This is a genomic window from Pseudoclavibacter sp. RFBB5 (assembly GCF_002931555.1).
Taxonomy (GTDB): Bacteria; Actinomycetota; Actinomycetes; order Actinomycetales; family Microbacteriaceae; genus Pseudoclavibacter.
In genome coordinates this window covers 244,395-269,175 of sequence record NZ_PSTZ01000006.1, presented here as the reverse complement: position 1 = coordinate 269,175, position 24,781 = coordinate 244,395, and the positions used below count along the sequence as shown (strand labels likewise).

General features: G+C 68.2%; 17 protein-coding genes. 3 read left to right on the top strand and 14 right to left on the bottom strand.

Annotation, left to right across the window (positions count from 1 at the left end; translation table 11 throughout):
• Positions 1–168: 168 nt before the first annotated feature.
• From C5B97_RS07710 to lepA, 6 genes are all read right to left on the bottom strand, one after another.
• The gene (locus C5B97_RS07710) at positions 169–708 is read right to left on the bottom strand and encodes a CinA family protein (RefSeq protein ID WP_104311508.1); all 540 of its coding nucleotides are present in this window, start codon (positions 706–708) and stop codon (positions 169–171) included.
• On the bottom strand, positions 705–1,334 hold the full coding sequence (pgsA, locus tag C5B97_RS07705) for a CDP-diacylglycerol--glycerol-3-phosphate 3-phosphatidyltransferase (RefSeq protein ID WP_104311507.1): 630 nt from the start codon (positions 1,332–1,334) through the stop codon (positions 705–707). Before pgsA ends, C5B97_RS07710 begins: the two co-directional genes overlap by 4 nt.
• Positions 1,335–1,348: 14 nt before the next feature.
• Positions 1,349–4,204, bottom strand: a complete 2,856-nt coding sequence (locus C5B97_RS07700; protein ID WP_104311572.1) for a DNA translocase FtsK — start codon at positions 4,202–4,204, stop codon at positions 1,349–1,351.
• 85 nt (positions 4,205–4,289) lie between these two features.
• Positions 4,290–5,963 carry a ribonuclease J gene (locus tag C5B97_RS07695; RefSeq protein ID WP_104311506.1) on the bottom strand — a complete coding sequence of 558 codons (1,674 nt, stop codon included), beginning with the start codon at positions 5,961–5,963 and terminating at the stop codon, positions 4,290–4,292.
• Between the two features lie 45 nt (positions 5,964–6,008).
• Positions 6,009–6,983, bottom strand: coding sequence for a 4-hydroxy-tetrahydrodipicolinate synthase (gene dapA, locus C5B97_RS07690; protein ID WP_104311505.1), 975 nt, complete (start codon positions 6,981–6,983; stop codon positions 6,009–6,011).
• 46 nt (positions 6,984–7,029) lie between these two features.
• Entirely contained in the window at positions 7,030–8,874 is a 1,845-nt protein-coding gene (gene lepA, locus C5B97_RS07685; RefSeq protein WP_104253030.1) for a translation elongation factor 4, read from the bottom strand.
• A 109-nt stretch (positions 8,875–8,983) separates the two neighbouring features.
• Between lepA and C5B97_RS07680 the strand changes: the two genes are divergently transcribed.
• From C5B97_RS07680 to C5B97_RS07670, 3 genes are all read left to right on the top strand, one after another.
• On the top strand, positions 8,984–10,585 hold the full coding sequence (locus tag C5B97_RS07680; protein ID WP_104311504.1) for an ABC-F family ATP-binding cassette domain-containing protein: 1,602 nt from the start codon (positions 8,984–8,986) through the stop codon (positions 10,583–10,585).
• Between the two features lie 142 nt (positions 10,586–10,727).
• On the top strand, positions 10,728–10,988 hold the full coding sequence (rpsT, locus tag C5B97_RS07675; RefSeq protein ID WP_068493103.1) for a 30S ribosomal protein S20: 261 nt from the start codon (positions 10,728–10,730) through the stop codon (positions 10,986–10,988).
• A gap of 10 nt (positions 10,989–10,998) precedes the next feature.
• Positions 10,999–11,589 (top strand): DUF1697 domain-containing protein, encoded by a 591-nt coding sequence (locus tag C5B97_RS07670; protein ID WP_104311503.1) that lies wholly within the window; start codon positions 10,999–11,001, stop codon positions 11,587–11,589.
• Positions 11,590–11,740: 151 nt separating this feature from the next.
• On the opposite strand, the gene holA is transcribed toward C5B97_RS07670, so the two are convergent.
• From holA to C5B97_RS07630, 8 genes are all read right to left on the bottom strand, one after another.
• Positions 11,741–12,754, bottom strand: coding sequence for a DNA polymerase III subunit delta (gene holA, locus C5B97_RS07665; protein ID WP_104311502.1), 1,014 nt, complete (start codon positions 12,752–12,754; stop codon positions 11,741–11,743).
• Positions 12,755–12,757: 3 nt separating this feature from the next.
• Positions 12,758–15,313: a ComEC/Rec2 family competence protein gene (locus C5B97_RS07660; protein ID WP_104311501.1), complete on the bottom strand. Its 2,556-nt coding sequence runs from the start codon at positions 15,311–15,313 to the stop codon at positions 12,758–12,760.
• A complete protein-coding gene (locus C5B97_RS07655; RefSeq protein WP_258068068.1) occupies positions 15,310–15,984 on the bottom strand; it encodes a ComEA family DNA-binding protein in 675 nt (224 codons plus the stop codon). The genes C5B97_RS07660 and C5B97_RS07655 overlap by 4 nt, the downstream gene beginning before the upstream one ends.
• A gap of 279 nt (positions 15,985–16,263) precedes the next feature.
• A complete protein-coding gene (gene leuS, locus C5B97_RS07650) occupies positions 16,264–18,813 on the bottom strand; it encodes a leucine--tRNA ligase (protein ID WP_104311500.1) in 2,550 nt (849 codons plus the stop codon).
• A 150-nt stretch (positions 18,814–18,963) separates the two neighbouring features.
• Complete coding sequence (gene cydC, locus C5B97_RS07645; RefSeq protein WP_104311499.1) at positions 18,964–20,643, bottom strand: thiol reductant ABC exporter subunit CydC; 1,680 nt, start codon at positions 20,641–20,643, stop codon at positions 18,964–18,966.
• Positions 20,640–22,310: a thiol reductant ABC exporter subunit CydD gene (cydD, locus tag C5B97_RS07640; RefSeq protein ID WP_104311498.1), complete on the bottom strand. Its 1,671-nt coding sequence runs from the start codon at positions 22,308–22,310 to the stop codon at positions 20,640–20,642. The genes cydC and cydD overlap by 4 nt, the downstream gene beginning before the upstream one ends.
• A 3-nt stretch (positions 22,311–22,313) precedes the next feature.
• Positions 22,314–23,342 (bottom strand): cytochrome d ubiquinol oxidase subunit II, encoded by a 1,029-nt coding sequence (gene cydB / locus C5B97_RS07635; protein ID WP_104311497.1) that lies wholly within the window; start codon positions 23,340–23,342, stop codon positions 22,314–22,316.
• Positions 23,342–24,769: a cytochrome ubiquinol oxidase subunit I gene (locus C5B97_RS07630; protein ID WP_104311496.1), complete on the bottom strand. Its 1,428-nt coding sequence runs from the start codon at positions 24,767–24,769 to the stop codon at positions 23,342–23,344. Before C5B97_RS07630 ends, cydB begins: the two co-directional genes overlap by 1 nt.
• Positions 24,770–24,781 lie beyond the last annotated feature (12 nt).

Sequence of the window (24,781 nt, the reverse complement as noted above, 5' to 3'; positions counted from 1 at the left end):
CGGGGTCCTCCTTACTGCCGTATGCCAAGAACTGTAACTTACGAGACTTCGTGGAGACTTCGTCACGCTGAGAACAACCAAGCAAACATCGATGGTATTCCTGAAAGAAAGCCGAATGTTGAGGCGATTCGACTCAACCTTCGAGGAAGCTTCGCTCACGATACCGCGTCAGTGTTCCACGAGCATTTCCAGCACGTTGTGAACGGCTGCCTCGACGGTGGCGCCGCGGACCCGCTGACGGCTGCCGGCGGGGTCGTCGAGACGGACCAGCGAAGAGAAGTCGAGTTCGACGACCTTGTCGCCGAAGAGCGAGGAGATGCCGACGAAGACCACGCCGGGAGCTCGGCCGGCCTGCGCCTGCGGGCCTGCGACGCCCGTGGTCGAGAGTCCGATGTCGAGGCGCTCGCCACGACCAGCGGCAAGAGCGGTCCGCGCGCCGAGTGCCATGGCGGCGGCGACATCAGAGTCGACCGGTCCCCGCTCGGCCAGGAGGTCCTCGTCGACCCCGAGCAGCGAGTGCTTGAGCTCGGTGCGGTAGGCGACGATGCCGCCCGCGAGCGATGCGGAGATGCCAGGGATCTTGACGAGCTCTGCGACGAGTGCGCCTCCGGTGAGGGACTCGGCGACGCCGATGCTGAGGCCGGCCTCGAGCAGCACCCGCCCCAGCTCGATCGTCTGCGGCAGTGCTGGGGTGATTCCGCCGGTCATCGCTGGGTCCCGTCGTCGGCCCGAAGCTCGGGCGTTTTCTTGTTCTGCGGCCGGTAGGCCTGCCAGAGGTAGTCGATCCCGGACCACACGGTGAGGATGAACGCCGCCGACATGAAGACGATGTTGACCCAGTGCACCCAGTCCCCGAAGACGGCCCAGAGCGGGAGCAGCGCGAGCGAGATGGCGAACGCCTGGACAAGCGTCTTGAGCTTGCCGCCCCGCCCGGCCGGCAGGACGCGCTTCTTGGCGACCGCCAGTCGCCAGAAGGTGATACCCAGCTCGCGCACGAGGATGATGATCGTCACCCACCACGGGAGCTCGCCGAGCACGGAGAGCATCACCAGCGCGGTGCCGGTGAGCGCCTTGTCGGCGATGGGGTCGAGGAGCTTGCCGAGGTCCGTGATGAGGTTCCGGCTGCGGGCGATGTGCCCGTCAAGGCTGTCGGTCGCGATGGCCACAATGAACAGCACGGCGGCCGCCCAGCGCCAGGCACCATCGGTGTTGCCGTCCAGCAGGAGGAACCACACGAAGACGGGCACCAGCAGGATGCGCGCGATCGTGATGAGGTTCGGCACGCACCAGTTGCTCACCGGCCCGTCGCCTCCACGGAGTATTCGACCGGTCATGGTGCTGCCTCTCGCTAGTCGCGCCCCGTCAGACCCCAGGCGTCTTCGTCGCCGCTCTCGCCTTCGACTTCTTCAAGCCCATCGTATTGGGCGGCGACTGCGTCGAACGACGCAGCCATGCCGTCAGGCTCGGCCAGGGGCGCTGCGGCCGCCGGCGCGGCGGCACTCATGGCCGGGTCCTGTCCACGGATGCGCGCGAGAACACCGGGCAGCTCTTCGGCCGTGACGAGCACGTCGCGGGCCTTCGAGCCCTCCGATGGCCCGACGATCTCGCGGGACTCCATCAGGTCCATGAGGCGTCCGGCCTTGGCGAAGCCGACGCGCAGCTTGCGCTGCAGCATCGAGGTCGAGCCGAACTGCGAGTTCACGACGAGCTCCGCCGCCGCGAGCAGCAGCTCGAGGTCGTCCCCGATGTCGGCGTCGATCTCCTTCTTCTCCACGACCTGCGCCACGTCGGCCCGGTACTCGGGCTGCGCCTGACGCTTGACGTGAGCGACGATCTCCATGATCTCTTTGTCGTTGACCCACGCTCCTTGCACTCGAGCGGCCTTGTTCGCCCCAGACGGCAGGAAGAGCGCGTCACCCTGCCCGATGAGCGACTCGGCACCGACCTGGTCGAGGATGACGCGTGAGTCGGTGGAGCTGGTCACGGCGAACGCGAGGCGGCTCGGCACGTTGGCCTTGATGAGTCCCGTGACGACGTCGACGCTCGGACGCTGCGTGGCGAGCACGAGGTGGATTCCCGCGGCGCGGGCGAGCTGGGTGATACGGACGATGGAGTCCTCGACGTCGCGAGGGGCGACCATCATGAGCTCGGCGAGCTCGTCGACCACGACGAGCAGATACGGGTAGGGCTTGAGCTTTCGCTTCGACCCTTCAGGCAGGATGATGCCGCCGGAGCGGATCGCAGCGTTGAAGTCGTCGACGTGCCGGTAGCCGAAGCTCTCCAGATCGTCGTAGCGCATCTCCATCTCCTTCACGACCCACTGCAGCGCCTCCGCTGCCTTCTTGGGGTTCGTGATGATGGGCGTGATGAGGTGGGGGACGCCACTGTACGGGGTCAGCTCGACCCGCTTCGGGTCGACGAGCACCATGCGCACCTCGGCAGGCGTCGCCCGCATCAGGAGCGACACGATCATCGAGTTGACGAAGCTCGACTTTCCGGCTCCCGTGGCACCAGCCACGAGAAGGTGCGGCATCTTCGCGAGGTTGGCGAGCACGAAGCCGCCCTCGACGTCCTTGCCGACGCCGATCGTCATGGGGTGCCTGGCGGCGATCGACTCGGGCGACTGGAGGACGTCACCCAGGGACACGACCTCGCGGTCGGAGTTGGGGATCTCGACGCCGATGGCGCTCTTGCCGGGGATCGGAGACAGGATGCGCACCTGATTGCTCTTGACCGCGTACGCGATGTTGTTCGAGAGCTGCGTGACTCGCTCGACCTTGACGCCGGGGGCCACCTCGACCTCGTAGCGCGTCACCGTCGGGCCCCTCGAGAAGCCGGTCACCTTGGCGTCGACCTTGAACTGAGCGAAGGTGGAGTTCAGCGCTTCCACGATGAGGTCGTTCGCCTCGGTGCGGGCCAGCGCGGGCGCACCCCTGGACAGCATCGACTGCACTGGGAGGCTGTACCCCTGGCCGGACGAGTGGGCGTCGCGGGAGTCCCACTGCTCACCGTCATCATCCGCGGCTGCGGGCGCAGCCTCCGGGGACGGGGTCGTCACGACGGCCGCCGCAGAAGCCGCCGGCGCCCCGAAGAGGTCGGCGAACTCGTCCGGGTCGGTCGGCGTCGAGTCGTCCTGGATGCCGGTCGCGGAGAAGAGGGTGGGATCGGCGACGTCGATGACATCGGTCGCATCGTCCATACGCAGGCCAGGGAGCACCGCGGTGGGCTGCGGTCCGGTGACGGCGTTGTCGGGATCTTCCGAGGTGAGCCCTCGCAGCACGGTCGTCGTCGCCTCGGGATCGATGCGGTGGTGCTCGTGCTTCTTGGTGTCGGCGACCGCCGTCTCGTACGGCTGCTCCTCGTAGTCGACGTCGTCTTCACGGCCGGACTCGTTCCGGCGCCACCAGGGAAGTCGCTCGGCGTCGGCGGAACGCGAGCGGTCGTCGTCACCGAGCAGGCTCTCGTCGTCAGCACCGACTGCCTTGCCAGGCTTCGCGGAGCGTGCGTGCGCCGCGGACTCCTCGTCGATGCCGAACATCCACTCCCAGAGCTCACGCAGTCGAGAGACGACCTTGTGCGGTGGCGTCTTCGTGATGATGAAGACCGAGAGCAGAACAAGCAGGCCGGCGACGATGGCCGCGCCGATCGGGGTGATGATGACCCCGAGGGTGCCACCAAGCAGCCACCCGAAGACTCCACCGCCGAGAGCGAGCTCCGGCATGCCATTGGCAGGGTCAGGGTTGTCCGCGATGACGTGGCAGATCGCGGAGCTCGACACCAGGCCGAGGAACAGGCCGACCCCGATGCGTCCGTTATCGCTGACCGACGAAGGGTGCCGGAAGAGCCACAGCGCGAAGAAGGCCAGCACCACCGGAAGGGCATAGGAGATGCGGCCGAAGAGCGCCCCGAACGTGTAGGTGTTCAGTCCCATGGCGACGCCGTTGCCCGGGAAGAACCAGACGACCACGCCGCCGATGACCGCGAGCAGGAAGAGCAGGAACGGGAATCCGTCGCGCCGCTGATCCTTCTCAAGCGTCTCGGGCCCCAACGCACGAGCTGTCTGCCCCGCGACGTTCGCCGCTGCCATCCAGGCGCGGGTGGCGATGCCAGGCTTCTCGGTCTCCACCGGAGCCTTGGCAGCTGCCGCGCTCGCCCGCTTCTTGGGCGCGGGGGTTCGCTTCGTGTTGGACGAGGTTGTGGCCATGGTGCCCAAGGTACCTGCGGCCACCGACAGGATCGAGGATGACGCCCCGAGAGCCGCCGAGATCGGCGGCCCCCGGAGCATGACGTCAGGCTTCGATGACCACCGGGATGATCATCGGGTGACGGCGGTGCTTCGTGTTGACCCAGCGGCCGATCGTGCGACGCACGACCTGCGAGAGCTGGTAGGAGTTCGAGTTGCCTGCCTCGACGGCCTCCTTGAGCGCCTTCTGGATGCCGGGGATGATGTCGTCGAAGACAGCCTCATCCGGAGCGAAGCCTCGCGCGTGGATCTCAGGTCCGACGAGGATGTTGCCTGTCGCCGCCTCGACCACGGTGAAGATGGAGATGAATCCTTCTTCAGCGAGGATGCGGCGGTCCTTGAGGTCCGCGTCGGTGATCGTCCCGACGGTCGAGCCGTCGACGTAGATGAAGCCGATGTCGAGCTGGGCGACCTGACGAGCGACGCCGTCCTTCATGTCGATGACGGCACCGTTCTCGACGATCAGCACGTTCTCGTCGGCGATGCCGGACTTCTTCGCGATCTCGGCGTTGGCGACGAGATGACGGATCTCACCATGCACGGGCATGACCTGACGCGGCTGCAGGATGTTGTAGCAGTAGAGCAGCTCGCCCGCCGCGGCGTGGCCCGAGACGTGGACGTTGGCGTTGGCCTTGTGCACGACGTTCGCGCCGAGCTTGATGAGCGCGTTGATGACGCGGAACACCGAGTTCTCGTTGCCCGGGATGAGGCTCGAGGCGAGGATGACGGTGTCGTCCTCCCCCACCTCGATGGCGTGCGTCTTCGACGCGATGCGACTGAGGACAGCCATCGGCTCGCCCTGCGACCCCGTCGACATGAAGACGATCTCGTTGTCGGGGAGCTTCAGCGCCTTCTTGTGGTCGATGAGCACACCCTGCGGCACGTTGAGGTAGCCGAGCTCGGACGCGATGCCCATGTTGCGCACCATGGAACGCCCCATGAGCGCGACGCGGCGACCGTTGGCCGCCGCCGCGTCGATGACCTGCTGCACGCGGTGCACGTGGCTCGAGAAGCTCGCGACGACGACCTTGCCCTTGGTGCGCGAGATCACGTCCTCGATGACCGGGCCGATGTTGCGCTCCGTCGGCGTGAAGCCCGGAACCTCGGCGTTCGTGGAGTCGGCCATGAAGAGGTCGATGCCCTCTTCGCCGAGTCGCGCGAACGCGCGGAGGTCCGTCAAGCGACCGTCGAGCGGCAGCTGGTCCATCTTGAAGTCGCCCGTGTGGAGCACGGTGCCCGCGTCCGTCGTGATGTGCACGGCGAGCGCATCCGGGATCGAGTGGTTGACGGCCACGAACTCGAGCGAGAACGGGCCGAGCTCCTCGACCTGCCCCTCCGCCACCGTGAGCGTGTACGGCTTGATGCGGTGCTCTTTGAGCTTCGCCTCGACGAGCGCGAGCGTCAGCGTCGAGCCGATGAGTGGGATGTCCGGCTTGAGGCGGAGGATGTACGGCACCGCTCCGATGTGGTCCTCGTGGCCGTGGGTCAGCACGATGCCGACGACGTCGTCCAGACGAGCGCGGATCGAGTCGAAGTCCGGGAGGATCAGGTCGACGCCGGGCTGCGTCTCTTCGGGGAAGAGCACGCCGCAGTCGACGATGAGGATCTTCCCGTCGATCTCGAACGTCGCCATGTTGCGGCCGACCTCGCCCAGGCCTCCGAGCGGGATGATCCGCATGGAGCCTGCAGCGAGCTTGGGAAGGTGTTCGGTCTTTGTCATATGAGCCTTAGAGAAGTCAGCGTTGCCGCTGGTGAGATGGTCGAATCAGCGGGTTGTGCCTGGGATGCGCGGGAGCGCACCACCCGCGGCCGCGTTGCGGTCAGGCCGGAAGTTCGTGAAGCTCGCGCCTTCGACGTCGCGAACCAGGTCGAGCTCGTCCTCGATGAGGGCGGCTTCCCACTCCTCCGGACCGACAAGCGGCAACCGGACTCGCGGGGACTGGATACGGCCGAGGCCGTGCAGGATGTACTTGGTCGCCACGGTGCCCGGAACGTGGGTCATGGTGGCCCGGACGAGCGGCTCGAGGCGCTTGTGCGCATCCGTCGCCGTCCGGAGGTCGCCCGCGTTGACGGCGTCGACCATCGTGCGGTACGGCTGCGACGCGATGTTCGCGGTCACGCCGATGAGGCCGGTCGCGCCGATCGAGAGGAGCGGCAGCGTGTTGGCGTCGTCGCCCGAGAAGTAGAGCAGCTCCGTCTGGTTGAGCACACGCGACACCTGGGCGAGGTCGCCCTTGGCGTCCTTCACCGCGATGATGTTCGGGTGCTTCGCGAGGCGCAGGATCGTCTCGTACGTGATCGGGATGCCGGTGCGGCCCGGGATGTCGTAGAGGATGAGCGGCAGGTCGGTCGCGTCCGCGATCATGCGGAAGTGCGTGAGCACACCCGCCTGCGTCGGCTTGTTGTAGTACGGGGTGACGGCCATGACGCCGTCGGCACCCGCATCCGCCGACTGCTTGGCGAGCTGGATGGCGTGCGCGGTCTCGTTCGACGGGCCACCGGTGATGATCTTGGCGCGCCCTGCCGAGACCTCCTTGCCGACGACGACGAGCTTGAGCTTCTCGGCGTCGGTGAGCGTCGACGTCTCGCCGGTCGTCCCGGTGACGACGATGCCGTCAGCGCCAGCCGAGATGACGTCGTCGATGTGCTTCTCGACGCCCGCCCAATCGACTTCTCCGTCGTGCGTCATCGGGGTCACGAGTGCGACGAGCACCTGGCCGAAAGGGTTGTCCTGTTCCATCACGTCTCTCAGGCTACTTCCACTAGGTAAAGACTGCGTCTTCTTGCTACTTCTTCTTCTCGACATCGCCGCTCAGGGCGGCGATGAACGCCTCCTGCGGCACTTCCACGCGGCCGACCATCTTCATGCGCTTCTTGCCGGCCTTCTGCTTCTCGAGCAGCTTGCGCTTTCGCGAGATGTCGCCGCCGTAGCACTTGGCCAGCACGTCCTTGCGGATGGCGCGGATGGTCTCGCGGGCGATGATGCGGGCGCCGATCGCTGCCTGGATCGGCACCTCGAACTGCTGGCGCGGGATGAGCTTGCGCAGGCGCTCGGTCATGAGGAGCCCGTAGGCGTACGCCTTGTCCTTGTGGATGACGGCGCTGAACGCGTCGACGCGCTCACCCTGCAGGAGGATGTCGACCTTCACGAGGTCGGCGACCTGGTCGCCCATGGGCTCGTAGTCGAGGGAGGCGTACCCCTGCGTCCGGCTCTTCAGCTGGTCGAAGAAGTCGAACACGATCTCGCCGAGCGGCATCGAGTAGCGCAACTCGACGCGCTCCTCGCTGAGGTAGTCCATGCTGATGAGCGTTCCGCGCTTGCCCTCGCAGAGCTCCATGATCTTGCCGACGTAGTCCTTCGGCGCGAGGATCGCCGCGCGCATCATCGGCTCGCGGACCTCGAGGATCTTGCCCTCCGGGTACTCGCTCGGGTTCGTGACCGTGTGGAGCTGCTTGTCCTCCGTCTTGACCTCGTAGACGACCGACGGCGCGGTCGTGATGAGGTCGAGGTCGAACTCGCGCATGAGGCGCTCGGTGACGATCTCCAGGTGGAGGAGGCCGAGGAAGCCGACGCGGAAGCCGAAGCCGAGCGCGACGGACGTCTCCGGCTCGTAGTTGAGGGCGGCGTCGGAGAGCTTGAGCTTGTCAAGCGCCTCACGCAGCTCCGGGTAGTCGCCGGCGTCGATCGGGTAGAGGCCGGAGAAGACCATGGGCTTCGGCTCGGTGTAACCGGGCAGCGGGTCCTCGGACGGCCGCGTGCTCCCCGTGACGGTGTCGCCGACCTTCGAGAGACGGACGTCCTTGACGCCCGTGATGAGATAGCCGACCTCGCCGACGCCGAGGCCCTTGGCCACGGTGGGCTCTGGCGACGAGACGCCGATCTCGAGCATCTCGTGCGTGGAGCCGGTCGACATCATCTTGATCTTGTCGCGGGCCTTGAGCTCGCCGTCGACGACACGGACGTAGGTGACGACGCCGCGGTAGGCGTCGTAGACCGAGTCGAAGATCATCGCGCGCGCCGGTGCATCCGCCACCCCGACGGGGGCTGGGATGCGCTCGACGACTCGGTCGAGGAGCTCCTCGACGCCCATGCCCGTCTTGCCGCTCACTCGCAGCACGTCGTCGGGGTCGCCGCCGATGAGGTTCGCGATCTCGGCCGCGAAACGGTCGGGGTCGGCGGCAGGCAGGTCGATCTTGTTGAGGACCGGGATGATCTCCAGGTCGTTCTCCATCGCCAGGTACAGGTTCGCGAGCGTCTGCGCCTCGATGCCCTGCGCGGCGTCCACAAGAAGGATGGCGCCCTCGCAGGCGGCGAGCGAGCGGGAGACCTCATACGAGAAGTCGACGTGGCCGGGCGTGTCGATCATGTTCAGCGCGAAGGTGTCGCCCTCGACGGCCCACGGCATGCGCACGGCCTGGCTCTTGATCGTGATGCCGCGCTCGCGCTCGATGTCCATGCGGTCGAGGTACTGTGCACGCATGGCGCGCTCATCGACGGAGCCCGTGAGCTGCAGCATCCGGTCGGCCAAGGTGGACTTGCCATGGTCGATGTGGGCGATGATGCAGAAATTGCGGATCCGGGCGGGGTCGGTCTGAGCCGGCTCGAGCGGAGTGGAGGCGCGTGGTGACATGGTGTCGCCTATCCTCCCATGAGCCGCGAGTCCGCCGCTCATCGCCCGGTGATCGCGCGCGCTGCCAGCGGCACGCACCGCCCGAGAACGCCCAGGAAGGCACCACTGCATGAGTCTCATCCGCCTCAACGACGTCGAGGTCGGCTTCGGCCCCTCCCCCGTGCTCAAGGAGGTCTTCCTCACCCTCGACCGGGGCGACCGCATCGGGCTCATCGGCCAGAACGGATCGGGGAAGTCGACGCTCCTCAAGCTCATCCTCGAGCAGGTCTCGCCCGACAACGGGACCGTGTCGATCGACGACGGCGTGCGCATCGGCTACTTCTCGCAGTTCTCCGAGCTCGACGGCTCCTCGACGATCCTCGAGACGCTCGAGACGCTCTTCGCTCACGTCCACGAGATGGAGGCGGAGCTCGCGCAGATCGACGCCGCCATCGCGGCCGAACCGGACGCCGACTCGCTCGACCGCCTCATCCTGCGTCAGTCCGAGCTCTTCGAGGAGATGGACCGGGCGGACGGCTGGGACTACAAGCGCCACATCGACACCGCCCTCACGAAGCTCGGCTTCAACGACGACCACCGCACGAGCCCCATCGAGAAGCTCTCCGGCGGCTGGCGCAACCGCGCGGCCCTTGCCAAGCTCCTGCTCGAGCAGCCAGACGTGCTGCTGCTCGACGAGCCCACGAACTTCCTCGACGTCGCCGGCGTCGAATGGCTCGAGACGTGGTTCCGCTCGTTCCGCGGCGCCGCGATCATCGTGTCGCACGACCGCACGTTCCTGGATGCAGTGGTCACGCGCATCCTCGAGGTCGAGAACCTGCACCTGCACGAGTACCCGGGTGACTTCGGCGAGTACGTCATCCAGAAGCAGTTCAGACTCAAGACCCTCCAGGCGCAGTTCGTGCACGAGGCGGAGCTGCTCGCCTTCGAGGCCGAGGGCATCTCCGACCGGCGCGAGGCCGCGAAGGCGGGCGGCAAGGGGCTCGGCAAGCGCCTCTCGAGCATCAAGAAGAAGCGCGCGCCGCGGCCGGTCGACGAGATCGTCACCGAGATCTACGGCTCACTGCACGTCAAGGATGTGCTCGCGCGCGTCTCCGGCCTCGGCAAGAGCTACGGCGAGCGCACGCTCTTCGACGACGTCACCTTCGAAGTGCACCGCGGCGACCGCATCGCGGTCATCGGCCCGAACGGCAGCGGCAAGTCGACGCTTCTGCGCGTGCTCACGGGAGAGGAGAAGGCCGATACCGGGCGGGTCGACTGGCCGAACGGCGTCAAGGTCGTCTCCTACAACCAGGTGCTCGCCGAGCTCGACGAGTCGGACACCGTCTCGCACTCGGTCAACGCCATGCCGGACAGCATCGCGCTCCGAGCCACGAAGAAGTCCGTCGCCCGGTTCCTCAGCATGTTCCGCTTCAGCGAGGCGGAGCTGAAGTCCCGGATCGGGACCCTCTCCGGTGGCCAGCGCGCCAGAGTCGCGATGGCCCAGTGCCTGCTCTCCGGCGCCTCCGTGCTCGTGCTCGACGAGCCGACCAACCACCTCGACCTGCCGAGCACGCAGGTCATGGAGCGCGCGCTCGTGCACTTCCCCGGCGCCGTCATCGTCGTCAGCCACGACCGGTTCTTCATCGACAAGGTCGCGACCGGTACGGTCGTGTTCGGCACGAAGACGGATGCGCCGGCCGAGCTCGAGATCACCATCGCGGATCCGGCATAAACCACTGCCGGGTACCGACGTCGCCTGAAGCCTGGTAGAGTTTCTGTTTGGCTTACGCGTCGCCCACTCGGCGCGGATTGGCGGCACGGCCCTCTTCCGTGCGGCACCGTTCCAGTACACCTTCCTGTAAGAAAGAAGCAACGTGGCAAATATCAAGTCGCAGATCAAGCGCATCGGCACCAACCGCAAGGCGACCGAGCGCAACCGCGCCTACAAGAGCGAACTCCGCACGGCTATCCGTCGCGTGCGTTCGGCTGTCTCCGAGGGCAACAAGGAGCAGGCTGAGCTCGCGCTCACCTTCGCTGCCAAGAAGCTCGACAAGGCCGTCTCCAAGGGCGTCATCCACAAGAACCAGGCAGCGAACCGCAAGTCGGCCATCGCCAAGACGGTCGCAGCGCTCTAAGCCTCCCGTCATGCCGACATCGACCCCCGCATCCTCGTCCGAGGTGCGGGGGTCGATTCGTCGTATCGCCCTGCTGCAGAGCATCAACCTCGGTCAGCACCGGAAGCTCCCGATGGCGGACCTCAAGGCCGCGCTCGAGGCCGCCGGGCACACCGGTCTCGCGACGATCCTGCAGACGGGCAACGTGCTGTTCAACGCTCCGCCAGCGGAGTCGAACGCCGAACTCGAGACGAGGCTCCGCGCAGAGATAGCGGCTGCCTTCGACCTCGACGTGCCGGCGCTCGTGCGTGACGCGGTCGAGTGGCGAGCGGTGGTCGAGCTGGACCCGTTCAGGCATCTCGACCCGCATCCGAGCCGCTACGTCGTCGTGTTCTGCGCGGAGCCACCGGAGGAGCGCGTCGCGGCCGCGCTCGAGGGCGTCGACCTCGAGGACGACCGCTGGGCCGTGCACGGTCGCGAGATCTACGTCTCCTGCCCCAACGGGCAGATCCAGTCGCCCGTGCTGCAGCGCCTCGGCCGGCCGAAGAGCTCGGACCCGTCGAGCGGACCGGCCACGGTCCGCACCTGGGGCACCGTGCTGCGGATCGCCGCGAAGCTCTAGGGGCCGCCTCTCGGGCCTGCCCTGAGGCGACGGTCCGGCCTCGTGACCAACTTGCGTGCTCAGGGCCAGGCCGCAGAGCGCTGTTGGCCCGCGGGCGCGGTTCGATCACGGAAGCTGGTCAGCCGAAGCCGGCCAGGGTACGCGGATGCGGTCAGACGTCGCGAAGTGCGATGCAGCGGAGCATCCGCTCCACGGCGAACTGCGGGTCCTTGCCTCCGCCCTTGACGGCGTGGTCGGTCTCGGCGACGAGCGTGATGGCGCGTCCGAGCGACGAGTCATCCCAGTCGCGCAGCTCACGACGGGCCTGGCCGACTTGCCAGGGGGATGCCCCGGCACGGCTTGCGATCTGCGCGTCCGACCCGCTGAGGCCCTGCACCTTCGCCATGATGCGCAGCTTCGAGGCGACGGCCGAGACGATGGGCACGGGGTGCAGTCCGGTCGAGAACCCGTGCCGGACAAGCGCGAGCGCATCGCGGACTCGCCCCGCGAGCGCCGCATCCGCGATCTTGAAGCCGGTCGTCTCGACGCGGCCTCCGAAGTACTTGTCGACGTGCTCGTCGGTGATGGTGTCGCTGGTGACCGTCAAGAGCTGACGGGCGGCTCCGATGAGCTCGGCGAGGTCGGTGTTGAAGGCGGCGACGAGCAGCGCGGCCGCCTGCGGCTCGATGCGACGGCCGGCGCCGCGGACCTCGGCGACGACGACGTCGACGAGCTCGCTCGGCTTCGGCTTCTGGCAGTCGATCTCAACGGCGACGTCCTTGGCGGCGCGGACCGCGTCGAGAAGCTTCTTGCCGCGGACTCCCCCGCCGTGCCTGAGCACCAGCGTTGCGCCGTCCACGGGGATCTTCGTGTAGTCGACGACGTCTGCGATGAGCGCGTCGGTGCACTGCTGCACACCGCGGATGATGACGAGGCGCGGCTCGAAGAACAGCGACGGGCTCACGAGCGTGGTGAGGTAGCCGCTCGAGTAGCCCGAGGCGTCGATCTCGGTGATCTCGAGATCGGGCGACTCGGCGCGGAGCACATCACGCAGCCGCGTGATCGCGGTCTCGGCGAAATAGTCTTCTGGGCCGCTGACGAGGACGATGCCAGCTGGCCGCACCTCGCGATGGGTGAGGACGGGGATCGCCCTCTTGGGGGTGCTCGCCCGCTTCGCCTGTGCCATGGGTCAATGGTAGCGACGACCGGTCCGGGCTCGGGACCAAGCGCTCCGGTGCCAGCGCGGTCGAAGCCTCGTGCGTGCGACCGTCTCGATCCCGGCGACCACCGGCTCGTCCAGACCGCCGCCGGCCCCGACCGTGCCCCCGACCACGATGGTGCCGAGCTCGTCGGTGCGCAGCGGCTGCGTGCCAGCTGCGGTGAGCATCGCGAGCGCGGCATCCGTCGGATGCCCGTAGCCGTTGTCGGCGCCGACCGAGACGAGCCCGATCGACGAGCCGAGCTCCTGGTACAGCTTGGCGCTCTGGTCACGCGAACCGTGGTGCGCCATCTTGACGATGTCGGCTCGCGGATGCGGGTGCTCGCGAAGGAGGTCGCGCTGCGCCTCCTCCCCCAGGTCGCCGAGGGCCGCCAGGGACAGGCAGACGGACACGCACGCCGTCGTCGGCTCGAGCACCGTCACGAGGCTGCCATCGTTGCCACCCCCGCGTGACGGCTCTCCACTCCGTCCACGCTTTGGCCAGAGCGCGTTCCAGGTGAGGTCGCCGAGTGCCCACGAGTCGCCGCTCGCCGCGTACGTGACGTGAGCCCCGGATGCGCGGAGGTCCGCGACGAGCGGCTCCTCCCGGGCCTCGCTCGTGTCAGGGACGACCAGCACCGCGACGGTGACTCCAGACTCGACCATCGCCATCGCGGCCCCGGTGTGGTCCAGATCGAAGTGCGACAGCACCAGAATGGACAGGTGGCCGACGCCGAGCGTCTCGAAGCAGGACAGCAGCGCCTCGGGCTCGGCACCGGTGTCGATGAGCGCCGTCCCGGCATCCGTGCGCACGAGCAGCGCATCCCCCTGGCCGATGTCGCACGCCGCATACCGCCAGTTGCTCGGGATGCTCCGCCTCAGGTGGACAGCCTGCCCCACGACTGTGCCGAGGTAGGCGACGAGGGCCACGCAGAGCAGGAGCGCGAGCCACGTTCGCCAGCGTTGGATGAGCAAGACGAGCGCGAGGACCGCGAGGAGGCAGAGGAGCGCGCCGAGAAGACCGCCTCGCCACGGGAGGAGGGCGCCCGGCCACGAGCTGACCGCGCCGGCCACGAGCCCGATCCACTGGGCCGGGACCCACGCCGCCCAGAGCAGCGCATGACCCAGCCAAGGAGCGAGCCCGAGCAGGAGACAGCCGACGAGACCGACGAGCGTCGCAGCGGGCGCTGCCGGGGCGGCGAGCACGTTCGCGACAACGCCGTAGAGCGGGAGCTGTGGCGCGAGGAGCAGGAGGACGGGCTGACAGGCGAGCTGCGCCGCTGCCGGCACCGCGAGGACCAGGGAAAGAGCTCGGGGCATGAACCTCGCGAGGCGGTCGCTCATCGGACTCGCGAGGGTCAGCAGCCCCAGCGTCGCGAGCGCCGAGAGCGCGAAGCCGTAATCGCGGCTGCGCCACGGATCTGCCACGAGCACGGTGAGGACCGCGAGTGAGAGCAGCGCGAGCCCGCTCGCGCGACGAGATGTGGCCTCGAGCGCCAACACGACGCCCGCCATGACGCTGGCCCTGACGACGCTCCCCTCCGGTGTCACGAGTGCCACGAAGGCAGCGAGGACCACCGAGGCGAGGGCCAGTCTCACCCCGCGCCTGGCTCCGAGCAGGCGCCCGACCACCAGCACGGCAGCGACGACGATGGCGCAGTTCGCGCCGGAGACGGCGGTGAGGTGCGTGAGGGCGGCGGCCTTCATCTGGGCGTCGAGCTCGTGCGTCACGAGGCGGGTGTCTCCGACGGAGAGACCGGGCAGCAGCTGCGCACCGGGCCCCGGCAGCCCTCGCGCAGCACCCACGAACGCATCCCGCGCGCCCGCGGTGACCTCGAGGAGCCCGCCGGGGCTCTGCACGACCTCGGCGGGACCGTCGAGGAAGACCAGGGCTGCCACGCTGTCACCTGCCTCCGCCGGACCCAGTTCGCCGTGCAGTGCGACCCGCGAGCCGATTCCGGGGATGCGCGCGTCCGCGCCCTCCGGCATGCTCAGCTGACCGAAGACGAGCAGCGAGGCCCCACCCCCTCCGGAGCTGCCCGCAGCCGTGAACGAGTCGAGGAGCAGCTCGAAGTGCGGTGCTTCCTCGAGCTGCACCCCGGCCCAGTCGCCGCTCTGCTCACGGTCGTCGACCCCGCTCTCACCCACGAGGGTTGTGAGCGTCCCAGTCGCGCGGAGCGTCGCCCCCTCGACCGCTGCGGCCCGCAGCGTCTCAGGCGCTCGGATGGGGAGCTGGGCAGCAGCGCTCACCGCCACGAGCGTCATCGCCGCGGCCAGGACAGCCAGGGTCGCCAGCGCCCCGCTCGAGGAGGTCGATCTGGGCTGACAGACGAGCGCCGCCGCCAGGCAGCAGAGGGCCAGGAGCGCCGCGCCGACCGTGATCGGCCAGGCGGCCCCTGGGAACGTCACGCACAGCCAGGCCGCACCCCAGACAGCGCTCGCCGCAGGGACGAGTCGAGCATCCCTGATGCCGAGGCGCTCGGCCTGCAGAGGAGGCAGAAGCGCACCGCTCTGCGCCGGGTCTCGCTCGACGCCGCCGCTCTTCACACCGTGACCAGGTCGACGAGACCCTCATAGGTCGCGTCGCCGACGCCCGCGACCTCCTTCAGCTCTTCGACGGCCGTGAACCCGCCGTTCTGCTCGCGGAAGTCGATGATGCGGGCCGCCATCGCCGGCCCGATCCGAGGCAGTTCCTCGAGCTCTGCCGCCGTCGCCGTGTTCAGATTCACGACCCCGCCCGCGGCGGGGCCTCCCCCTGCGCCCGGCGGTTCGGCGCCCGCCCCGACCGGGGCCACCGGGGCCTCGCCGACGCGAGGGATGTGCAGCTGCTCGCCGTCGACCAGCAGGCGAGCCATGTTGAGGAGCGAGGGGTCGGCGTCGGCCGCCAGACCTCCCGCGGCGGCGATGCCGTCGACCACGCGTGCGCCTGGCGGAACCGCATAGACGCCAGGGGCCCCGACCGCCCCGACGACGTGCACCAGCAGCGTCTCGGTGGTCGCCCCCTCGCTGCCAGCGGGCGCCTCCGTCGAGTCGAGCTCGAAGCTGGCCGACGGAGATGGCACTCCGACAGCTCCCAGGCTCGGCGTCGGCCGGAACGCGGCGATCGCGATCGCCCCCGCGAGCACGACGAGCACGAGCACGACAGCGGCGCCCACCCCGATCCGCAGGCGCGGTCGGGTCGGACGCTCGAAGAGGTCGGCCAGCTCGGATTCGGACACGCTCGCACGCTACGACCGCTCCGGCATCCTGGTGCCTTCGAAGTCGCATCCTGTGGAGAGCTGACTCCCCTCAGCGGACATGTCTGCAGAGTCGCCGAGCGAATGGTGACCGACTCTCGGGATGGCTTTCTCGCTTCGGGATGGGAAACAAACCATCCCGAAGCGAGAAAGCCATCCCGAAATGGAAGAAGGGGCCGGAGTGAGGAAGGCGGTCAGACGCGCAGACGCGCCCCCGCTCGGGTGGGGGGGCGCGTCGGGCGTCTCTCAGCAGGGGTCCTGCTACCCCTTGACGGCGATGTTGACGAGCTTCGGGGCCCGAACGATGATCTTGACGATCTCGCGCCCGTCGATGGCGGCCTGCACCTTCGGCGAGGAGATCGCGAGCTGCTCGAGCGACGCCTCGTCGATGGTCGGGGGCACGTCGAGGCGGTGCTTCACCTTGCCGTTGACCTGGACGACTGCCGTCACCTGGTCCTGCGTGAGCAGCGAGCGGGCGGCCGTCGGCCACTTGACGTGCGAGATGCTGCCCTCGTGGCCGAGGCGCTCCCACATGTCTTCCGCCGTGTGCGGTGCGTACATGTCGAGCACGACCGCAATGGCTTCCGCGGCCTCGCGCACGGCGGGGTCGGCCGGGCCTGCGCCCGAGTCGATGGCCTTGCGGGTGGCGTTGGTGAGCTCCATGAGCCGCGCGATGACGACGTTGAACTTGAACCCGCTCGCGAGCTGCGGGACGTCGGCGAGGAACCGGTGCGTCTCGCGACGCAGGCCCCGGTCGCCCTCACCGAAGTCGACGCCGAGGGGGCTCGTGACCTCGCCGGAGATGCGCCAGGCGCGCGCGAGGAACTTGCCGGAGCCCGCGACCGACACGTCGGCCCAGTCGACGTCGTCCTCCGGCGGGCTCGCGAAGAGCATCGTCAGGCGGACGGCGTCGACGCCGTACTGGTCGAGCTCCGCCGAGAGGCTCACGACGTTGCCCTTCGACTTCGACATCTTCTTGCCGTCCATGACGACCATGCCCTGGTTGAGCAGCGCGGAGAACGGCTCCGTGAAGTCGACGTGCCCGAGGTCGTAGAGCACCTTCGTGATGAAGCGCGCGTAGAGCAGGTGCAGGATGGCGTGCTCGACGCCGCCCACGTACTGGTCGACGGGCGCCCAGCTCGAGGCGGTCTTTTCGTCGAAGGCCGCGAGCTCGTTGTTCGGCGACAGGAAGCGCAGGAAGTACCAGGAGCTGTCTACGAACGTGTCCATCGTGTCCGTGTCGCGCAGCATGGGCTCGCCCGTCTCGGGGTCGACCGCGTTCACCCAGTCGGTGGCGCCGCCCAGCGGCGAGGCGCCCTTGGGTCGCAGGTCGAGGCCCTCGGCCTCGGGCAGGCGCACGGGCAGCTGGTCGAGCGGCACGGGCACCTCCTTGCCGTTCTCGCCGTGCAGGATCGGGATGGGCGTGCCCCAGTAGCGCTGGCGGGAGATCAGCCAGTCGCGCAGCCGGTAGTTCTTGGCGGCGCGCCCCGTGCCGCGCTCGTCGAGGAGCTCGATGGCGGCCTGGATGCCCGAGCGCTTCGAGAGCCCGTCGAGCGGCCCCGAGTTGGTGAGTCGGCCGTCGCCGGACAGCGCCTCGCCCGTCTTTGCGGGGTGCAGGTCCTCGAACTCTGGCATCGAGCCGTCTTCGGGGATGATCGGGATGACGCCCGTGACGGCCTGCGTGACGTCGACGACCACCTTGACCGGCAGGTCGAAGGCGCGCGCGAAGTCGAGGTCGCGCTGGTCGTGCGCGGGCACGGCCATGATCGCGCCGGTTCCGTAGTCGGCGAGCACGTAGTCGGCCGCCCAGATCGGCAGGCGCTCGCCGCTCAGCGGGTTGATGGCGAAGCGCCCGAGGTCGACGCCCGTCTTCGGGCGGTCGCTCGACTGGCGGTCGATGGAGTCGAGCGCGCGCGTGTCGGCAAGGTACTTCGCGAAGCGCTCGCGCACCTCGTCGCTCGCGCCTTCGGCCAGCTCTGCGGCGAGGTCGGAGTCTGGGGCGACGACCATGAAAGTCGCGCCGTAGAGCGTGTCTGGTCGCGTGGTGAAGACCGTGACGGGCTCATCCCGGCCCTCGACGACGAAGTCGACGTCCGCACCGAGCGAGCGCCCGATCCAGTTGCGCTGCATCGTGATGACCTTCTGCGGCCAGTGACCCTCGAGCTGGTTGAGGTCGTCGATGAGCCGGTCTGCGTAGTCGGTGATCTTGAAGTACCACTGGTTGAGCTTCTTCTTCACGACGATCGCGTCGCAGCGCTCGCAGTGCCCGTCGATGACCTGCTCGTTGGCCAGCACGGTCTGGTCGTTCGGGCACCAGTTCACGTCGGAGTACTTGCGGTAGGCGAGGCCCCGCTCGTACATCTGCAGGAACAGCCACTGGTTCCAGCGGTAGTACTCGGGGTCGGAGGTGTGGATGACGCGGTTCCAGTCGAAGGACGCCGCGTAGCGCTTCATGGAGGCGCGCTGCTGCCCGATGTTCTCGTAGGTCCAGTCCTTTGGGTCGCCGCCGTTCTTGATGGCGGCGTTCTCGGCGGGCAGGCCGAAGGAGTCCCAGCCGATGGGGTGCAGGACATTGAAGCCCTGGTGTCGCCAGTAGCGCGCGACGGCGTCGCCGAGCGCGTACTGCTCAGCGTGGCCCATGTGCAGGTCACCGGAGGGGTACGGGAACATGTCGAGGACGTACTTGCGCGGGCGGTCGTCGCCCGCGAGGTTCGTCGCGAAAGGCTGAAGCTGATCCCATTCAGCCGACCACTTCGCCTCGAGAGCCTTGAAGTCGTAGTCCTGGGGCTCAGCGCCTGTCGCTTCGGTCACAGATTTCCTCTTCCATTTTCTTGCAGGTCGCTCGGCGGTGAGGAGATCTCATCGCGTTGCCGGTTGCTGCACGGAGGGTGGGTCTCGCCGCGAGCGACGGGATTCCACGCGAAGCACGGGGCTCTTCGCGTTGCACACCAACGCCCAAGACTACTCGCAGCCGAGGCGAAGCGCGCGAGTCACGAGGGATGGGTCGACGGGGGTGTGCGAGATGATCACGACCGAGCGTTCGGCACCGGATGCGTCGAGCAGCTCTGCCACGAGCCGGTCGGCGAGCGCTGGGTCGACGTTGGCGGTCGGCTCGTCGAGCACGAGCACCGGGAAGTCTGCCAGGATGCCGCGCGCGAGGGCGATGCGCTGCGCCTGCCCGCCGGACACGAGCGAGCCGTGCTCGCCGACTCTGGCCTCGAGTCCGCCCCGCTCTTCGAGCCATGCTCCGAGCCCCACTCGGCGGAGGACGGCCTCGAGTTCGGCGTCGTCGGCGTCCGGCTTCGCGAACAGCAGGTTCTGTCTGATGGTCTCGTCGAAGATGTGGGGCCGCTGCTCGACGAGTCCGACGACTCCGCGCACCTGCGCGGGCGCGTACTCCTTCGCCTCGACGCCGTTGAGCTGGTACGAGCCCTCGTAGTCCAGGAACCGGACGAGCACGTTGGCGAGCGTCGTCTTGCCGGCACCAGACTCGCCTTCGACGAGCAGCCGGTCGCCGGGTGCCAGCTCGAGGGAGATCTCGCGGATCGCGAGCTCGGGGTCGCCGGGCCAGAACGCGGAGACGCCGTCGAGTGCCAGCGTCACCGGTCGGGTCGGCCCCTGGCGCGGTTCCGGAAGCAGCTGGGCGTCCGGCAGGCTCTTCGGCGCATCCCCCGGTGCCACGTCGGCGACACGAACCGCGCTCGCCCTGACCTGACGCCAGGCGGCCACCGCCTGGGGCACCTGCGCGAAGATCTCGAAGAGGGCCATCGGCACGAGCGCGATGAGGGTGAGCATGGGCGCGAGCAGGGTACCGTCGACCGTCGGGGTGATGCCGACGGCGAGGGCGCCCGCCGTCGCGAAGCCCGAGAAGAGCATCACGGAACCTGCGACCGCACCGCTGCCCCTGGCGCGGGAGACCAGCGCGTCGCGCAGGCGCGCGTCTGCCGCGTCGACCTCCGCGAGCTTCGCGTCGAGGGCTCCGTATGCCTCGAGCGTCTCGAAGTTGGAGACGGTCTCGTAGATGCGGTCGTTGAGCGCCGCGCGCAGCGGCGCGGCCTCCCGGTCGGCGCGGCCGGAGATGGCCAGGTTCGTCGTTGTCGCGACGATGCCAGCCAGCAGGAGGCAGAGCGCGAGCACGATCGCTGCGGGCGCGCTCACGAGCCAGATGCCGACGACGGCGAGCGTCGACGTGAGCCCCGCGATGATGAGGGGCTGCGCGACTCGGAGCGGCAGGAACTGCAGCTCGTCGACGTCGCTCACGAGCCGGGTCAGCAGGTCGCCGCGACGATGCGTGGCGAGGCCGGCGGGTGCGAGCGGGATGAGCCGCTCGAGCACCCCGACGCGCAGTTCCGCGAGCTGCCGGAAGGAGGCGTCGTGTCCGAGCAGCCGTTCGACGTAGCGGAAGACCGCACGCCCGATGGCGAACGCGCGGACTCCCACGATGGCGATGCCGAGCAGCAGGATGTGGATGATCTCCGAGGCCCGCGTGAGCAGGTAGGCGCTCGTGGCGAGGAGCGCCACGGCGCAGATGGCGCTCAGGAGCCCCATCGCGATGGACGGCCACAGGCGACGCGCGGACGGCATGGCGAGGCGCAGGATCCGGCGCTCATCGGCGGACGGGCGCTCCTGGAGACGGGTCATGAGCTGACCACCGCATCGATGCGTTCGACGGCGTGGACGGAGTCCGCGGACGCGACGAGCGCTCGCCGGTGGCTGACGACGAGAACGACGCGCCCTTCGTCGGCGAGGGCCCGGAACGCCGCCGCGATGCGACGCTCAGTCTCGGCGTCGAGCGCCGAGCTCGGCTCGTCGAACAGCACGACAGGGCAGTCGAGGCGACGCGCTCGCAACAGCGTGCGGGCGAGGGCGACGCGCTGGGACTGCCCGCCGGAGAGACCCGCGCCGGCGACGCCGAGCATCCGATCTGCGTCAAGGGACGCGAGGCCAGCGGCGCTGAGCGCGGCGCGCACGTCTTCCGGGCTCGCGTCCGGTTGGCCGAGGGCCACGTTCTCGGCGACGCTTCCTTCGATCAGCGACGGCGACTGGCCCATCCACGCGATGGCCGCCCGACGCGCCTCACCGGTCAGGTGCTCGCCGCCGACACTCACGGAGCCGACCGAGTCGACCGTGCCACGCACGACGGCGAGCAGCGTCGACTTGCCCGCGCCAGAGGGGCCGACGATCGCCGTCACTTCCCCAGCCGGGGCGACGAGGCTGTGATGCCGCAGCACGGACCGACCCTCGTAGCCGGCAGTGACATCGTTGAGCACGAGGTCTCCCAGGGTTCTGCCCGGGCCCGGGCGTCCCGCGTCGGATGCACCCCGCGCAGCGGTCTGCGAATCACCGGGAGCCGCGTCGGCCTCCTCGATCACCGCGAACACGTCCTCGGACGCGGCGACGCCATCGGCCGCCGCGTGGAACTGGGCGCCGACCTGGCGCAGCGGAAGGTACACCTCGGGCGCGAGCAGCAGCACGAAGAGTCCCACCTCGAGCGACATCTCACGGTTGATGAGCTGGATGCCGATCGTGACGGCGATGAGCGCCACCGAGAGGCTCGCGAGGAGCTCGAGCGCGAACCCGGACATGAACGAGAGGCGGAGGACCTTCATCGTCGCGACCCGGTAGTCGTCGGTGACCTGTCGTATTCGCGTGGGCTGCCGCTCGGCTCTGCCGAAGATCTTGAGCGTCGAGAGCCCCTCGACGACCTCCAGGAACCCCGTCGCCAGCGTCGAGAGCGCCGACCACTGCCGCTGCTGCACCTTCTGCGTCGCCCACCCGATGAGGATCATGAAGACGGGGATGAGCGGCAGGGTGGTGATGACGGTGATGGCGGAGGGGAGGTCCCAGATCGCCATGACGACGATCAGCACGGGCGCTGCGATGGCCGTCAGGATGAGCTGCGGCAGGTACTTCGAGAAGTAGGTGTCGAGGGCGCCGAGCCCCGGTCCGGCAAGTGTCGTGAGCCGGGAGCTCGACGTGCTGGCCAGCCAGGCCGGGCCGAGCTTCGCGATGGATGCCAGCAGCTTCGAGCGCAGCTCGCTCTTCACCTTCGCCGCAGCCCGAGCGGAGACCGCCTCCATGCCCCAGGTCGCGGCGCTGCGCGCTGCGATGACCGCGAGCAGCGCCCCGAACCAGGGCAGGAGCTCGTCGACGCGCTCGCCCGCGATCGCCGACACGATGAGGTGGGTGACCAGCCAGGCGAAGCCGACGACGGATGCCGTCTGCACGACCCCGAGGGCCGCGCCGAGCACGAAGAAGCTTCGTGCCGACGCGGCGTGGCTCAGGAGTCGGGGGTCGAGGGGTTTCACAGGCTAGGCGGCCACGGCCGCTGGCTCCTTGGGCGCTTCTCCCGTGATCATGGTGCGGCTGATGCGCTTCCGGAAGACCCAGAAGGTCCACGCCTGGTACCCCAGCACGAACGGCACGATGATGAGCGCGGCCCAGCTCATGATCGTCAGCGTGTAGTCGCTGGAGGAGCCGTTGATGATCGTCAGCGGGTTGGCCGGGTCGAGCGTGTTCGGGATGAGGTTGGGGAAGAGCGACGCGAACAGCGTGAGCACGGCCGCGGCCACCGTCAGAGCGCCGAGCGCGAAGGCGATGCCATCGCGACGCAGCAGCGTGCCGACGTACGAGCCGACGAACGCGAGCACGGCGACCATCGCGAGCATCATGCCCGCGATCGAGAAGTTCGCGGTGACCGTCCAGCCGAGGAACGTGATCGCGAGCACCGCGACGAGCACGCCGACCTTCAGGGCGAGCGCGCGAGCACGGTCGAGGATCTCCCCCTCGGTCTTCCTCGTGATGAACACCAGCCCATGGTAGAAGAACAGCGTGAGCGTCGTGAGCCCGCCGAGCAGCGCATAGGGGTTCAGCAGGTCGAAGAACGAGCCGACGTAGTTGAAGTTCTCATCGAGCGCGAGCCCCTGGGTGATGTTCGCGAACGCGACGCCCCAGAGGAAGGCGGGCACGATCGAGCCGACGAAGATCATCCAGTCGAACCATCTCGTCCATTCGACGCCCTTGCCCTGGTGCCGGTACTCGAACGAGACCCCTCGGACGATGAGCGCCAGCAGGATGAGCAGCAGGGGCAGGTAGAAGCCGGAGAAGATCGTCGCGTACCACTCGGGGAACGATGCGAACAGCACGGCCCCGGCGACGATCACCCACGTCTCGTTGAGGTCCCAGATCGGGCCGATCGTGTTGATGAGCACTCGCCGGTCGGTGTCGTCCTTGCCGATGAACGGGAGGGCGATGCCGACGCCGAAGTCGAAGCCGTCGAGCACGAAGTACCCGATGAAGAAGAACGCGACGATCCAGAACCAGAGGACGGGCAGATCCATCAGTAGACGCTCGCTTTCACCTTGACATCGGCAACGTCGTCGACGGTGCCATCGGCATTCGAATCGAAACTCGGCGGCTCGGACTGAGCCGCCTTCAGCAGCAGCTTCACCTCGACGATCGCGAGGATCGCGTAGACGACCGTGAACGCGATGAGCGAGATGAGCACGCTCAGGCCGCTCACGTTCGGGGAGACGCCGGACTCGGTCTTGAGCAGCCCGAACACCAGCCAGGGCTGGCGTCCCATCTCGGTGAAGATCCATCCGACCGTGATGCCCAGCGTCGGGAACAGGACGGTGAGGATCGCGACGTTGAACATCCACTTCCTCGGCGGGTTCTTCGCCTTCTTGCGCGTCACCCAGAGGCCGGCCATGGCGACCGCGATGGACGCCATGCCGAAGCCCATCATCCAGCGGAAGGACCAGTACGTGACCCAGATGATCGGCGCGTAGTCGCCCGGACCGTAGAGCGCCGTGTACTGCGCCTGCAGATCGTTGATGCCCTCGACCGTTCCGTCGAACGTGTGCGTCGACAGGAACGAGAGGAGGTAGGGGATGCGGATGGAGAAGAGCTCGGACGAGCCGTCCGGGGTTCCCCATGTGAAGACCGAGAAGGATGCGTCCGCGCCGGTGGCAGTCGTGTACAGAGCCTCGGCGGCCGCCATCTTCATGGGCTGCGCCTCGACCATGGCGAGGCCGAGCTGGTCGCCGCTGAGCATGGTGCCGACGCCGCCGACGAGCATGAACCAGAGGCCGAACTTGAGGGCGGGCCACATGACGTCGTGGTTCTGGTCGCGCTTGAGGTGCCACGCGGCGGTCGCGATGATGATGGCCGCTCCCACCATGAGCGAGGCGAAGATCGTGTGCGGCAGCGCGGCGAGCGCAACCGGGTTGGTCAGCACGGCACCGAAGTCGACGAGTTCAGCTCGCCCGTTGGCCTCGTTCATCTCGTACCCGACCGGGTTCTGCATGAACGCGTTGGCGGCCAGGATGAAGTAGGCCGAGGTCCACGTTCCGATCATGGTCATCCAGATGGTGGCGAGGTGCAGCTTCGGCGGCAGCTTGTCCCAGCCGAAGATCCACAACCCGATGAAGGTCGCCTCGAGGAAGAACGCCACGAGTCCTTCGAACGCGAGCGGGGCCCCGAACACGTCGCCGACGAAACGCGAGTAGTCAGACCAGTTCATGCCGAACTGGAACTCCTGCACGATGCCGGTCACGACGCCCATGGCGAAGTTGATGAGGAACATCTTGCCGAAGAGCTTCGTGAGTCGCAGGTACGTGACCTTGCCCGTGCGCACCCATGCCGTCTGCCAGATCGCGATGGCGAGGACCAGACCCAGCGTGACGGGCACGAAGAGGAAGTGGTAGATCGTCGTGACACCGAACTGCCACCGCGCGAGAATGAGTGGATCCAGCAGGGCGTCCACGGGGCCTCCTGA